Here is a 13857-nt window from a genome sequence, read left to right as displayed (position 1 = left end):
CAGACGTAGCGCCTGGCGCGCTGCCCACGTGTAGTGGAACTGGTCGCCGTCCCTACTCGGACGGATGTCTGCCGGCGAAGTCATTTGTGCGTCGAACGTAGCCGATAGCCGAGGACGTGTCGCACAGTTCCAGTCACCACCCCGTCTTGCTCTAGTCAGTTAGAGCCAGCGCCTTCTTCGGGCTATCAGCATAGGCGGAGAAGGGGACGGGCCCGCCTCCCGTGCATGGCAGGCGCGCACAGGGGGCCGGGCCACCGTCTGAAGGAGGCTCGGTGGGTTCAGGTCGCTGTTGGTTGGCCGGCCCGTCGGGCGTGAAGGCCCTCTCAGCGAACCCGCCCCAGGTTTCAGTGGAGGCTGAGTTCTCCTCCTAGGGTTCTCGGCCAGGTCGTGCGGGTGAGGCGTTGCAGGGTCGCGTACTCGGCTAGGGGTCGGTAGTCGCACCAAACTTGGAGCCGGGTGTGGTTGAACCGGTCGCCCCATTCGACGGTGGCCGGTTGGACAGCGTCGCGGGTACCCCCGGGGGGTGGGGGGGCAGCTCGGTCTTGTAGAGGCCGAAGAGGGATGCGGAGGCGTTGTCGGCAGGTCACCGCCCGATCGGGGCTGTCGCGGTGAAGGCGGACTCGAGCAGGTCGGGCGGGTGTCGGGTTGCCCGTCGCGTGCCGCGATCGTGGGGCTTCTTGACCTTGCCGCGTACGGCGCCGGCCAGGCCCAGAGCTCGCATGCGTCGTTCGATGGTGCAGCGTGCGATCTAGTGGCCCCTGCCGACGCAGGGCGTTCCAGACCCTTCTGTCCACGTAGACACCGACGTTGGCCTCGTAGGTCGCTGTGCTCAGCGCGTCGACCGTGGCATCGCCGATCGAACGGGCCGACGGCGCTCGGGTCTGGGCTGCGTAATAGGTGCTCGGGGCTATCAGTACGTCGACCTCGGTCAGGACGGTGCAGATCGGTCACCAAGCGCATGTCGCGCTGGCACACTCATCTAGATACTCCTCGATGGCGGCCTGATTCGGCTCACTCCTCCGATGCCGCCTAGGACGGGACGACGAGCACCACCCGTTGCGTCGCCCCGGCCGACGTGGCCGCGCCTTGACGATCGCCACGCCGCACCGAGGACAGGAACCGACTTGAAGGCCTAACCCGCCGCTGACCTGCGGCTTCACACGTTGAAGCGGAACTCCACCACGTCACCATCAGCCATGACGTAGTCCTTGCCCTCCATGCGCACCTTGCCGGCGGCCTTCGCCTCGGCCATCGAGCCGAGCGTGTCGAGGTCCTCGAAGGAGACGACCTCGGCCTTGATGAAGCCGCGCTCGAAGTCGGTGTGGATGACGCCGGCGGCCTTGGGCGCGGTGTCGCCCTTGTGGATCGTCCACGCGCGCGACTCCTTGGGGCCGGCGGTGAGGTAGGTCTGCAGACCGAGGGTGTTGAAGCCCTTGCGCGCCAGCTGGTCCAGGCCCGGCTCGTCGATGCCGACACCCTCGAGCAGCTCGCGGGCGTCCTCGTCGTCGAGCTCGGCGACCTCGGACTCGAGCTTGGCGTTCAAGAAGATCGCCTCGGCCGGCTCGACGAGCGCCTGCCACTGGGCCTGCAGGTCGGTGTCGGTCAGCTGGTCCTCGTCGACGTTGAAGACGTAGAGGAAGGGCTTGGTCGTGAGCAGCCCGAGCTGGGAGGCGATGGTCATGTCGACCCCGGCCGCGGCCCCCTTCGCGAAGAGGGTGTCGCCGGCCTCGAGGACTCCGCGGGCGGCGAGCGCCGTGTCGAGGACGTCCTTGTCGGTCTTCTTGCCCTCGACCTCCTTCTCCATCCGCGGGATCGCGGACTCGAGGGTCTGCAGGTCGGCGAGCACGAGCTCGGTGTTGATGGTCTCCATGTCGGAGGCGGGGTCGATCTTGCCGTCGACATGCGTCACGTCGTCGTCGACGAAGGCGCGCACCACCTGGCAGATCGCGTCGGACTCACGGATGTTGGCGAGGAACTTGTTGCCCAGCCCCTCCCCTTCGCTCGCACCACGGACGATGCCGGCGATGTCGACGAAGGAGACCGTCGCGGGCAGGATCTTCTCGCTGCCGAAGATCTCGGCGAGCCGGCCCAGCCGCGCGTCCGGCAGCGGGACGACGCCGACATTGGGCTCGATGGTCGCGAAGGGGTAGTTCGCGGCGAGAACGTTGTTCTTGGTCAGTGCGTTGAACATCGTCGACTTGCCGACGTTGGGGAGACCGACGATTCCGATGGAGAGTGCCACGGGGACAGGAGTCTAACCGCGCGAAGGGGGAACCCCGGCCTCGTCGGCCCTGCCGCGGGCGTCGCCGGCGGCGACCCAGCGCCGCAGCAGCACCCGCACGAGCCGCCAGAGCGCGACGAAGAGCACGAGCAGACCGAGCAGGCGCGGCCACGAGCCACCCGAGGTGGCGACGACGGGGACGAGGAGGAGGGTGCAGGCAGCGGGCAGCGCGGCCAGCAGCAGCACGAGGTCCTTGACCGTCTCGCGACCCCACAGCGACCACAGGAGGGTCCGGCTCGTCGGCTGGCGGCGGGGCAGCTCGAGGTCGTCGAGGGGGTCGCTCACGGGTCGACTCGATCGGTGGAGTTCTCGAGGTAGAGCGTGGCGTCGGCCGCGACCGCCTCGGCGATCATCGCAGCGGTGTAGGGCGCGACCCGCTCGCCGACTGTGGCGACGTCGACCCAGTGGACCGCCTTGATCTCGCGGGCCTGCAGGACCGCGTCGTCGAGGAAGGACTCCGGCACCGTCCCGAGGTCGAAGAGGCACAGCAGCGCGTCGTCCCACCCGCGATAGGGCGGCAGCCAGTTGACCGCGAGCATGCCGCGGACGGTGACCTCGAGGCCCAGCTCCTCGCGGACCTCACGGACGACGCAGTCGGCCGGTGACTCCCCCGGGTCGACGATGCCGCCGGGCAGGTCCTGGTCGCGCTTGTAGACCAGCTCGCACAGGGCGATGCGCCCGTCCTCGCTGCGCAGCAGCCCCTGGGCGATGAGGCGCTTCTTGGGCAGGCGGGCGTTGAGCACCTTGATGAAGGCGAGCCGGCCGGCCTCCGTCGCGAGGTTGGGCCGGGTCGTCGCGGCCTTGACCTCGTCCTCGGTGGGCTCCTGGCTCGTCATGGCCACGAGGCTACCCGGGGGCGATCTCCCTTCGCCCGCAGCGTTGTCGGTGGTCGACGAGAGCATGGGTCATGGGTCGTCGACGATGACGAAGGGGGATGACGTGACGGTCATGCAGATGGGCACGGTGAAGGCCGAGGCGCTCGGCGAGGCGAGGTCGCGGACTGGTCCAGGTGATCCGGACCCGGATCGGTGGCTCGACGGAGTGCTGGGGGCGGTGACGACGGCCCGCGACCGAGCGCTGCGTGGCGCTCCCGGCCTCGACGACGGGCAGCTGGAGCGGGCGCTCGTCGCGACCGAGGCGGTGCGGCGAGCCGTCGACGGCCTCGAGCTCGTGCTCGTCGCCGAGGTCGGGCGCCGGGGCGAGGAGCGCGGGCCGGACGGGCGCTACCGCGAGGTGCGGTTGCCGGAGGGCACAGTCGCCGAGATGGCTCCCGACGCGGTGGCCGTCGCCACCGGCATCGGTCCCACCGAGGCGAGCCGACGGTGCGCCGTCGCCTCCCGAGCCGCGACCGACCTGGCCGCGCTGGCGGGACTCGTCGCCGAGGGCCGGCTCGGGCGCCGGGCCCTCGAGCAGGTGCACAAGCACACGAGCGACACCGCGCCCGAGACGACCGCGGCCATCGTCGAGCACCTGCTCGGCGAGCGTCGCGGGGCGCCGGGCTCGATCCGGATCATCGACATGGAGCCACACGAGGTCGCCAAGACCTGCCGGCGCCTCATCACGCGCCTCGAGCCCGACCTCATGCAGGCCCGGGCCGACGCCAACCGCGCCGCCAAGCTCGACGTGCGCACCGAGGCCGGTGCCGTCGGCACGACCTGGCTTACGGCGGTGCTGCCGAGCGAGGTGGGCGCGGCGATCAAGGCGGCGGTCGACGCCGCCGGTCAGCGGTGGCGCGCCGACGACCCCGATATGCCGATCGGCACGGCCCGGGCGATGGGTCTGGCCGACCTCGTGCTCTGCGGCAGCGAGGTCACCGCCGAGGTGCGGCTCGGGGTGCCGGTCATCGCGTCTGCGGTCTCCCGGCTGACCTTCGCACCCGTCGTCGACCCGAGCTGCCCGGTGTGCCGCGGTGAGCGGGACGTGCTCTTCGAGGACATGCTCGAGGAGGGCCTGACCTGTGCCGAGCCCCAGCACGCTCACCTGCGGCTCGTCACCGGCGAGGGGCCCGACCAGGTCGACGTCCTCGGCGAGGAGTGGATGAGCGACGACGTGACGACCCAGGTGCGGGTCGGTGGTGGCGACCGGTGGGTGTCCGGGACGACGATCCCGGGCGTCGGCTTCGTCCCGCCCGACGTCGTCGCGGCGATCGTCGCGCGTCTCGACACCCGGGTCGGGCGCGCGATGCTCGATGCGCGCACCGGCACCCTGCTCGAGACGTCGACGTCGAGCTACGCGATCCCGCGGGCGCAGCGCGAGTTCGTCGCCACGCGTGACGGCACCTGTCGCATGTGGGGCTGCGAGCGCCCCGTCGAGTCGCGGCGGCTCGGCTGGGCCGCCGACGTCGATCATGCGACCCCCTGGCCGCAGGGCGAGACGAGCCCGGCCAACCTCTCGGACCTGTGCCGGCACCACCACCGGGTCAAGCACTCCACACGCTGGAGCCACCGGCTGCGCGAGGACGGCTCGACCGAGTGGGTCACGCCCGGCGGGGTCGTCGCCTTCACCTTCCCGGTGCACGCGGTGGACGAAGGGGAGGATGCGTCGTCCCCGCTGACGGGGACCGACGAGCCCGACGAAGGGAGCCCCGCCTCCTCTTCGTCCCCACCCGTGGGGACCAACGCGGCCGTCACGCAGGACTCGTCCCCGCTGGCGGGGACCAACGCGGCCGAGGAGGGCGCGCCGCCCTTCTGATCGGCTGCAGCCGACGTCCCACGGCTGTCAGGGGTCGCTGGTTGGCTGGGGCCATGGACATCACGACCCTCATCACGGGACTGCTCCTCGGCCTCGTCGTCGGCGGTCTGCTCGTGTGGCTGACCGGGCGCGCAGAGGTGGCCGGCCTGCGAGCAGAGCGCGACGGGCTGCGCGAGCGGATCGACGAGATCGCAGCGGTCCACGATGACGACTCCCGCACGGCTGCGGCTCTCGCCCCCATGGGCGAGGTGCTGCAGCGGGTCTCGCGCAAGGTCGACGAGCTCGAGCGCGACCGGGTCGACCAGTTCGCGTCGGTGCGCGAAGCGCTGGGTCGCGTCGAGCAGACGACGACCCGGGTCGGCCACGAGGCCTCGTCGCTCGCCTCGTCCCTGCGCATCTCGTCGGTGCGCGGGGCATGGGGCGAAGTCCAGCTGCGACGGGTGCTCGAGGTGTCGGGGATGCTCGCGCGCACGGACTTCGAGGAGCAGGCCCAGGGCGTCGCGCGCGACGACCGTGCGGTGCGCCCCGACGTCGTGGTGCACCTGCCCGGCGGCAAGCACCTCGTCATCGACGCCAAGGCGCCGATGTCGCACTGGCTGCAGGCGCAGGCCGACTACATCGACCCCGGTGAGCGTGACCGCCTGCTCGAGGGACACGCGGCAGCGCTGCGCGCGCACGTCGACACCCTGGCGGGCAAGGCCTACTGGACCGCCTTCGACCCCTCGCCCGAGATGGTCGTGTGCTTCGTCCCCTCCGACGCGACGCTGGCGGCTGCCCTCGCGCGGGTGCCCGGCCTGCACGAGGAGGCCATGGCGGCGCGGGTCGTGCTCGTCTCCCCGAGCACCCTGCTCGCGCTCCTGCGCACCGTCGCCTTCGCGTGGCAGCAGGACACGGTGACGAGCGAAGCCCGCGAGCTGCTGTCGGTCGGCCGTGAGCTTTATGCCCGACTGGCGACGCTCGGGGAGCACGCGACCCGCATGGGCCGCTCGCTGCAGCGATCCGTCGACGACTACAACCGGCTCGTCGGGTCGCTCGAGAGCCGGGTGCTCGTCAGTGCCCGCCGCATGCACGAGCTCGGTCTCGCGACCGACGGCTTGGCCGAGGTCGAGCCGGTGTCGGTGGCCCCGCGCCCACTCACCGCGCCTGAGCTGCTCGACGCCGTCGCGGCGCCCGACGTCCGCCCCGAGCTGGACGTCGACATGCCGCCGCGCCGGTCGGAGGGTGGTCGCAGGACCAGCACGGATCAGGAGGAGGCGTCATGACGCCACCCACGACCCCGGACTGGGTGACGCCCTGGGGCCGGGACTGAGCTCCTCCCCTTCGCCCGCATTTCCCTAGGGAAATGACAGCGGCCCTCCGCATTTCCCTGGGGAAATGCGCAGTCCCTCAGACTTCCAGCGTCCGGGCGATCGGCACCCCGGCGCGGTAGCTCAGGTGCAGGTGGTTGGGGGCCTCCAGAACCGCGAGATCCGCCCGCGCGCCCACCTCGATCCGGCCGATGTCCTCGCGGTGCAGCGCGCGGGCACCACCGCGGGTCGCCGCGACGACCGCCTCGCTCGGGGTCAGCCCCATCTCGCGCACGGCGAGCGCGATGACGAAGGGCATCGAGCTCGAGTAGCAGGTACCCGGGTTGCAGTCGCTCGCGAGCGCGATGGACACCCCCGCGTCGAGCAGCGCCCGCGCGTCCGGCCACGGCGACCGGGTCGAGAACTCCACCCCCGGCAGCAGCGTCGCCGTCGTCGTCCCGGCCGACTGCACGAGGCCGTCGACGTCGGCGTCCGAGAGGTAGGTGCAGTGGTCGACGCTCGCCGCGCCGAGCTCGCAGGCGAGCTGCACACCCGGCCCGTGGCCGAGCTGGTTGCCGTGGACCCGCAGGCCGAGCCCGGCGTCGCGCCCGGCGACCAGCACCTCGCGGGCCTCCTCCCCGGTGAACGCGTGCGGCGAGTGCGGCTCGCAGAAGACGTCGACCCACCGAGCGTGCGGCGCGCAGGCGGCGAGCATCTCACCCGTGACGAGCGAGACGTATCCGGCGCGGTCCTCGCGGGCCTCGGCGGGCACGACGTGCGCGCCGAGATAGGTCACCTCGTCGGTGACCTCGGCGGCGAGCCGCAGCGCCCGCTCCTCGTCGGCGACGGTGAGCCCATAGCCGGACTTCACCTCGACGGTCGTCGTGCCCAGCGCGCGCATCTCGGCGACACGTGCCTCGAGCGCGGCGCGCAGCCACTCGTCGCTCGCCTGCCGGGTCGCGGCGACCGACACCCCGATGCCCCCGCCGTCGTAGGCCTGCCCGGCCATCCGCGCGGCGAACTCCGCGGACCGGTCGCCCGCGAAGACGAGATGGGCGTGACTGTCGACGAAACCCGGTGTGACACAACGCCCTTCGACGTCGATGACCGCGTCAGCCGCAGGCGCCGACGCGGCCGGCCCCACCCACGCGATGTGCCCGGCGTCGACGACGAGCGCGTGGTCGGCGCGGGTACCGACGCCCCCTTCGCCCGTGCCGTCGCAGGTGACGAGCTCACCGATGTTGGTCACGAGGGTCGACATGCTCAGGCCTCCTGCTGGCGTGGGGTGCTGGCGTGGCGGGTGATGATCCGGTGGATCAGCCGGGCGGCGACCCGCGCGGTCCGCTGGTCGACGTCGAGCCGCGGGTTGAGCTCGGTGACGTCGAGGTGGACGAGCTTGCCGGAGGCGACGACCGCGTCGCACACCGCCTGGACGACGAAGGGGGGAACCCCCAGTGCCGCAGGCGCGCTCACGCCGGGCGCCACGGCGGCCGGCAGCACGTCGAGGTCGATCGTCAGGTAGACCGCGTCGACCCCGGCGAGGAAGTCCTCGACGAAGCGCACCGGCGCGCCGGGCTCCTGGCTGTCGTCGTCGAGCAGCCACCGCACGCCGAGCTCGTCGGCGGTGTCGAAGAGCGTGCTCGTGTTGCTCGTGCGCGAGATGCCGACGACGGCGTAGTCGAAGTCGACGCCCGCCTCGTGGCGGTCGGCCGCGATCTGCCGGAAGGGCGTGCCCGACGTCGGCCGCTCGGCCGCCCGCAGGTCGAAGTGCGCATCGAGGTTGAGCACGCCGAGACGCGGACGCGGCCCGAGCCCGAGGTGGCTGCCGTAGGCGGTCTCGTGCCCACCCCCGAGGACGACGGTCAGGTCGGCGCTCTCGCGGGCGGCGGCGACCACCTCGCCGAGGCGACGCTGGCCCCCTTCGAGATCGCCGTCGGTGACCGCGACGTCCCCGTGGTCGACGACCGCGAGGTCCTCGTGCACGGCGAGCGAGGCGAGCGCCGCACGCAGGGCGCCGGGCCCCTCGGCGGCGCCGACCCGACCGTGGTTGCGGCGCACCCCCTCGTCGCTCGCGAAGCCGACGAGCGCGGCGTCCGCCCCACGTTGGTCGAGGCGGGAGGAGCTCTGCGACCACCCTCGAGACAGCAACGCTGGTCGAGGTGCGAGGCCGTCCGCGGCCGAGCCTCGAGACCCCGACCCCGCCTCCTCGACCGTGTGCCAGAACCGCCGGTGCTCGGGCCCGTCACCGTCGCTGCGTCCGCTCCAGGCGAAGGGGGCCACGCTCACGCCTCCTGCCCGTCCCGGACGACCGGCTCCATCGGCACACGGACCCCGCGCTCGGCGGCGACCTCGGCGGCTCGCGAGTAGCCGGCGTCGACGTGCCGCAGCACGCCCATGCCGGGGTCGTTGGTGAGCAGTCGGTCGAGCTTCTGCGCGGCGAGGTCGGTGCCGTCGGCGACGCCGACCTGGCCGGCGTGAATCGAGCGGCCGATGCCGACGCCACCACCGTGGTGGATCGACACCCAGGTCGCGCCGGAGCTTGTCGCGGTGAGGGCGTTGAGCAGCGGCCAGTCGGCGATGGCGTCGGAGCCGTCGAGCATCGACTCGGTCTCGCGGTAGGGCGAGGCGACCGAGCCGGAATCGAGGTGGTCACGGCCGATGACGATCGGCGCCTTGACCTTGCCCTCGCGCACGAGCTCGTTGAAGAGCAGACCCGCCTTGTGCCGCTCGCCGTAGCCGAGCCAGCAAATGCGCGCGGGCAGACCCTCGAACTCGACGAGCTCGCCGGCCGCGTCGAGCCAGCGGTGCAGGTGCTCGTTGTCCGGGAAGAGCTCCTTGAGCGCCGCGTCGGTGACGGCGATGTCCTCGGGGTCACCCGACAGCGCCACCCAGCGGAAGGGCCCGAGCCCCTCGCAGAAGAGCGGCCGGATGTAGGCCGGGACGAAGCCGGGGAACCCGAAGGCCCGCGTGTACCCGGCGTGCCGGGCCTCGTCGCGGATGCTGTTGCCGTAGTCGAAGACCTCGGCGCCCTCGTCCTGGAACTCGACCATCGCCTGCACCTGCGCGGCCATCGACTCGCGCGACTTCTTGGTGAAGCCTTCCGGGTCGGCCTCGGACTCGCGCTGCCACTCGTCGAGCGCGACCTCCGCCGGCAGGTAGCTCAGCGGGTCGTGGGCGCTCGTCTGGTCGGTGACGACATCGACCTCGACCTCGCCGGCCCGGTGGCGGCGCAGGATCTCGGGGAAGATCTCGGCGGCATTGCCGACGAGACCGACGGACAGGGCGTGGCGCTCCCCCTTCGCCGCCATGACCTTGGCCAGGGCGACCTCGAGATCGGTCTCGACCTCGTCGAGGTAGCGCTTGGACTGGCGCCGGCGCAGCCGGGTCTCGTCGACATCGACGATGAGGCAGGCACCACCGTTGAGGGTGACGGCGAGCGGCTGCGCGCCACCCATGCCGCCGCAGCCACCGGTGAGCGTCAGGGTGCCGGCGAGCGTGCCACCAAACCGCTTGCGCCCCACCGCGGCGAAGGTCTCGTAGGTGCCCTGGAGGATCCCCTGGGTCGCGATGTAGATCCACGACCCGGCGGTCATCTGGCCGTACATCATCAGGCCCTCGGCCTCGAGCTTGCGGAACTCCGGCCACGTGGCCCAGTCGCCGACGAGGTTGGAGTTGGCGAGGAGCACGCGCGGCGCCCACGGGTTGGTCCGCAGCACGCCGACCGGCTTGCCGGACTGCACGAGGAGGGTCTCGTCGTCGGCGAGGTCGGTGAGGGTCGCGACGATCGCGTCGAAGGCCTCCCACGACCGCGCGGCGCGGCCGGTGCCGCCGTAGACGACGAGGTCGTCGGGGCGCTCGGCGACCTCGGGGTCAAGGTTGTTCATGAGCATGCGCAACGGCGCCTCGGTCTGCCAGCTGCGGGCGGTCAGGTCGGTGCCTCGGGGGGCACGCACGGGACGAGCTCCGTCCATGGTGGGGCTCCTTCTACTTCAGCGGGCCGGTGACGGACTGGGCGGCCGCGAGGACCGACCCGTCGATGACGGCGAGGTGGGCAGCGGTGAGGTCGGGCGAGGTGAAGCGGTCCGGGCCGGGCCCGCTCTCCCCGTGCTCGGCGAGGGCGTCGACGACGGCGGCGGTGGCCGGTGCGGGACGAAGGGGGGCCCGCAACGCGATCCCCCGCGCGGCGGTGTGCAGCTCGATGGCAACGACCCGCGCGAGCGCGTCGACACTGCGGCGCAGTTTGCGCGCGCCGGCCCACCCCATCGACACGTGGTCCTCCTGCATGGCGCTGCTCGGGATCGAGTCGACGCTCGCGGGTGCTGCGAGGCGCTTCATCTCCGAGACCATGCCGGCGGCCGTGTACTGGGCGATCATCAGGCCGGAGTCGGTGCCGGGGTCATCGGCAAGAAAGGGAGGAAGGCCATTCGAGCGCTTGACGTCGAGGAAGCGGTCGGTGCGCCGCTCGCTCATGCTCGCGACGTCGGCGGCGACGATCGCGAGGAAGTCGAGGACGTAGGCCACGGGCGCCCCGTGGAAGTTGCCGTTGGACTCCACCCGCCCGTCGAGGGTGACGACGGGGTTGTCGATGGCCGAGGCGAGCTCGTGACCAGCGATCGTCGCGGCGTGCTCGACGGTGTCGCGCGCGCCGCCGTGGACCTGCGGCGCGCAGCGCAGTGAGTAGGCGTCCTGGACCCGGGTGCAGGCGGCGGGGTCGCGGTGGCTGTCGCGGATCGGGCTGTCGGAGAGGACCGCTCGCATGTTGGCGGCTGAGAGGGCCTGGCCCGGCTGCGGGCGCAGCGCCTGCAGGTCGGCGGCGAAGACGTCGTCGGTGCCGAGCAGGCCCTCGACGCTCATCGCGGTGGCGATGTCGGCCGTCGTGAGCAGCCGGCGCAGGTCGTGGATCGCCAGGCAGAGCATGCCGAGCATGCCGTCGGTGCCGTTGATGAGGGCCAGGCCCTCCTTCTCGTGCAGCTCGACGGGCGCCAGGTCGGCGGCGGCCAGGGCATCGGCGGCGGGCTGCCGGGTGCCGTCGACGACGACGTCACCCTCACCCATGAGGACGAGCGCGCAGTGGCTGAGCGGGGCGAGGTCGCCGGAGCACCCGAGCGAGCCGTACTCGTGGACGACCGGCGTGATCCCGCGCTGGAGCAGCGCGAGGTAGAGACGCAGGGTCTCCTCGCGGACGCCGGTGCGACCGGTCGCCAGGGTCTGCACGCGCAGCAGCATCAGGGCGCGCACGACCTCCTCCTCGACCGCCTCGCCCATGCCCGCGGCGTGGCTGCGCACGAGCGAGCGCTGCAGCTGGGTGCGCTTGTCGTGCGGGATGTGGGTGGTGGCGAGTGCGCCGAACCCGGTGGAGACGCCGTAGTGCGCCACGGTGTCCTCGGCCAGGCCCTCGATGACGGTGCGGGCCTGGCGGACGCGCCCCCAGGCAGCGTCGCTGATCTCGACGGGGGCGTGCTGGCGGGCGACGGCGACGACCTCGTCGATGGTGAGGGGCCGGTCGCCGAGGACGACGGTGGTGGTGTCGGTGCTCATGGGTCCATGCAACTCCCCGGCGCCGCCCCGCGCAGGACCTCCACAGGCAATACTGTCTCGGATACGAGACACACCACGCCAACGTTGGTCGAGGTGCGAGGAGCTCTGCGACGAGCCTCGAGACCCCACCCGAGAACAGGACCCCCGTGCCCAATGCCACCTCCGCCCGTCACGCCCTGCGCGCGCTGACCCACCTGGCCAGCCGCGCCGAACCCGTCCCCGCGGCCCACATCGCTCGCGCCCTGGACCTGCCCCGCAGCAGCACCTACCACCTGCTCGCGGTCCTCGTGGAGCAGGGCTACGCCGTGCACTACGCGGAGGAGCGCACCTACGGCATCGGGGCGGCGGTGCACGAACTCGGCGCCGGCTACCAGCGCCAGGACCCGTTGCAGCGGCTCGCTCGGCCGCTCGTCGAGCGTCTCGTCGACGCGACGACGCACAACGCCCACCTCGCCGTGCTCTCGGGTCGCGACGTCCTCTACGTCATCGAGGAACGCGCGGCCGGGCGCCCTTCGCTCGTCACCGACGTCGGGGTGCGGCTGCCGGCGACGCTCACCGCGAGCGGCCTGGCGATGCTCGCCGCGCTCCCCCGCCGGCAGGTCACCGCGCTCTACCCGTCGGCGTCGGTCATGGTCGGCGGCGGCCCGACGACGCCGTCGGCGCTGCGGCGCCTGCTCGTCGACGTGCGGGCCCGTGGGCACGCGGTCGAGGTCGGCAGCGTGTCACCTGACCTGTCGTCGGTCGCCGCCGCGGTCCTCGACCGCGACGATCACCCCGTGGCCGCGGTGGCGGTCACCTATCGCACCGACGACGTCGACGAAGGGGGCGCTGCCCGCCTCGCGCAGGCGGCCGCCGAGACGGCAACGAGGATCAGCCAGCGGTTGTAGTCCCCGCTGGTCGAGGTGCGACGAAGGAGCCTCGAGACCGAGGCCGAGCTCACTAGTGCAGCTGACCCGCGTCGCCGAGGGCACCGGCGTCGTGCTTCATCTGGTCGCTCATGCCGGCGGCCTTGAGGTCGCGGCGCAGCTCCTTGGGCAGGGCGAAGAGAAGCGACTCCTCGGCGGCCGTGACCGGCTGCGGCTCCCCGTAGCCGCGCTCGGCGAGGAAGTCGAGGACGCCGCGCACGAGGATCTCGGGGACGGAGGCGCCGGAGGTGACACCGACGGTGCGGACGCCGTCGAGCCAGGCCTCGTCGATCTCGTCGGCGTAGTCGACGAGGTGCCCGTCGCGCGAGCCGTGCTCGATGGCAACCTCGACGAGGCGCACGGAGTTGGAGGAGTTGCGCGAGCCGACGACGATCATCAGGTCGCAGTCCTTGGCCATCTGCTTGACGGCCAGCTGGCGGTTCTGCGTCGCGTAGCAGATGTCGTCGGAGGGCGGGTCCTGCAGCTTGGGGAACTTGTCCCGCAGCCGGCGCACCGTCTCCATCGTCTCGTCGACCGACAGGGTGGTCTGCGAGAGCCACACGATCTTGTCGGGGTCACGGACCTCGACGTTGGCGACGTCGTCGGGACCCTCGACGAGGGTGATGTGCTCGGGCGCCTCGCCGGAGGTGCCGACGACCTCCTCGTGCCCCTCGTGACCGATGAGCAGGATGTCGAAGTCGTCGTCGGCGAAGCGCACGGCCTCGCGGTGCACCTTGGTGACGAGGGGGCAGGTCGCGTCGATCGTCTTGAGGCTGAGGGCCTTGGCCTCCTCGTGGACGATCGGGGCGACGCCGTGGGCGGAGAAGACGACGGTTGCGCCCTCGGGCACCTCGTCGGTCTCCTCGACGAAGATCGCGCCCCTCTTCTCCAAGGTCGTCACGACGTGCTTGTTGTGGACGATCTCCTTGCGCACGTAGACGGGCGGGCCGTAGAGCTCCAGGGCCTTTTCCACCGTGACGACGGCGCGGTCGACGCCGGCGCAGTAGCCGCGGGGCGCGGCGAGCAGGACGCGCTTGGCGTCCTGCGGGGCGTCGGTGGCGGCGGTCGGGGTCGCACTCGTGGTCATGCCCTCCATGGTAGGTGAGTGGGCTGAACACGCCCTGACCGCAGCCGGACCGTCCGAGGTGGCTGCTTG

Annotated in this window: 12 protein-coding genes; 3 read left to right on the top strand and 9 right to left on the bottom strand. The window is 72.0% G+C overall.

Going from position 1 to position 13857, the window contains the following annotated elements; all coding sequences use genetic code 11:
- Positions 1–583 precede the first annotated feature (583 nt).
- The 4 genes from B9B60_RS17105 to B9B60_RS04630 all read right to left on the bottom strand — a co-directional run bounded on the left by B9B60_RS17105 (position 584) and on the right by B9B60_RS04630 (position 3117).
- Complete coding sequence (locus B9B60_RS17105; protein WP_159451151.1) at positions 584–721, bottom strand: hypothetical protein; 138 nt, start codon at positions 719–721, stop codon at positions 584–586.
- Between the two features lie 435 nt (positions 722–1156).
- Positions 1157–2242, bottom strand: coding sequence for a redox-regulated ATPase YchF (gene ychF, locus B9B60_RS04640; protein ID WP_084450053.1), 1086 nt, complete (start codon positions 2240–2242; stop codon positions 1157–1159).
- Between the two features lie 12 nt (positions 2243–2254).
- Positions 2255–2566, bottom strand: a complete 312-nt coding sequence (locus tag B9B60_RS04635) for a hypothetical protein (protein WP_084450052.1) — start codon at positions 2564–2566, stop codon at positions 2255–2257.
- Positions 2563–3117, bottom strand: a complete 555-nt coding sequence (locus B9B60_RS04630) for an NUDIX domain-containing protein (RefSeq protein ID WP_327078568.1) — start codon at positions 3115–3117, stop codon at positions 2563–2565. The genes B9B60_RS04635 and B9B60_RS04630 overlap by 4 nt, the downstream gene beginning before the upstream one ends.
- A gap of 112 nt (positions 3118–3229) precedes the next feature.
- Between B9B60_RS04630 and B9B60_RS04625 the strand changes: the two genes are divergently transcribed.
- Positions 3230–4972, top strand: a complete 1743-nt coding sequence (locus B9B60_RS04625) for an HNH endonuclease signature motif containing protein (RefSeq protein ID WP_234993752.1) — start codon at positions 3230–3232, stop codon at positions 4970–4972.
- A 53-nt stretch (positions 4973–5025) separates the two neighbouring features.
- Complete coding sequence (locus B9B60_RS04620) at positions 5026–6234, top strand: DNA recombination protein RmuC (protein WP_084450049.1); 1209 nt, start codon at positions 5026–5028, stop codon at positions 6232–6234.
- A gap of 124 nt (positions 6235–6358) precedes the next feature.
- Here the strand turns inward: B9B60_RS04620 and hutI are convergent, their stop codons facing one another.
- From hutI to hutH, 4 genes are read right to left on the bottom strand one after another with little or no spacing between them, the layout of a single operon-like run.
- Positions 6359–7519 carry an imidazolonepropionase gene (hutI, locus tag B9B60_RS04615; RefSeq protein WP_084450048.1) on the bottom strand — a complete coding sequence of 387 codons (1161 nt, stop codon included), beginning with the start codon at positions 7517–7519 and terminating at the stop codon, positions 6359–6361.
- A gap of 2 nt (positions 7520–7521) precedes the next feature.
- Complete coding sequence (gene hutG, locus B9B60_RS04610; protein WP_084450047.1) at positions 7522–8538, bottom strand: formimidoylglutamase; 1017 nt, start codon at positions 8536–8538, stop codon at positions 7522–7524.
- A gap of 2 nt (positions 8539–8540) precedes the next feature.
- Positions 8541–10229, bottom strand: a complete 1689-nt coding sequence (gene hutU / locus B9B60_RS04605) for a urocanate hydratase (protein WP_084450046.1) — start codon at positions 10227–10229, stop codon at positions 8541–8543.
- Positions 10230–10242: 13 nt separating this feature from the next.
- Positions 10243–11796, bottom strand: a complete 1554-nt coding sequence (gene hutH / locus B9B60_RS04600) for a histidine ammonia-lyase (protein ID WP_084450045.1) — start codon at positions 11794–11796, stop codon at positions 10243–10245.
- Positions 11797–11942: 146 nt separating this feature from the next.
- Here hutH and B9B60_RS04595 point away from each other — a divergent pair, with 146 nt between their 5' ends.
- Positions 11943–12683, top strand: a complete 741-nt coding sequence (locus B9B60_RS04595) for an IclR family transcriptional regulator (protein WP_084450044.1) — start codon at positions 11943–11945, stop codon at positions 12681–12683.
- A gap of 52 nt (positions 12684–12735) precedes the next feature.
- Here the strand turns inward: B9B60_RS04595 and B9B60_RS04590 are convergent, their stop codons facing one another.
- Positions 12736–13788 (bottom strand): 4-hydroxy-3-methylbut-2-enyl diphosphate reductase, encoded by a 1053-nt coding sequence (locus tag B9B60_RS04590; RefSeq protein WP_084450043.1) that lies wholly within the window; start codon positions 13786–13788, stop codon positions 12736–12738.
- Between the last annotated feature and the right edge of the window lie 69 nt (positions 13789–13857).

Origin of the sequence: Janibacter indicus, from assembly GCF_900176385.1 — a bacterium.
Classification (GTDB): Bacteria; Actinomycetota; Actinomycetes; order Actinomycetales; family Dermatophilaceae; genus Janibacter; species Janibacter indicus.
Note: the sequence above shows the minus strand (reverse complement) of the source record. Positions and strands in the feature narration are given on the sequence as shown.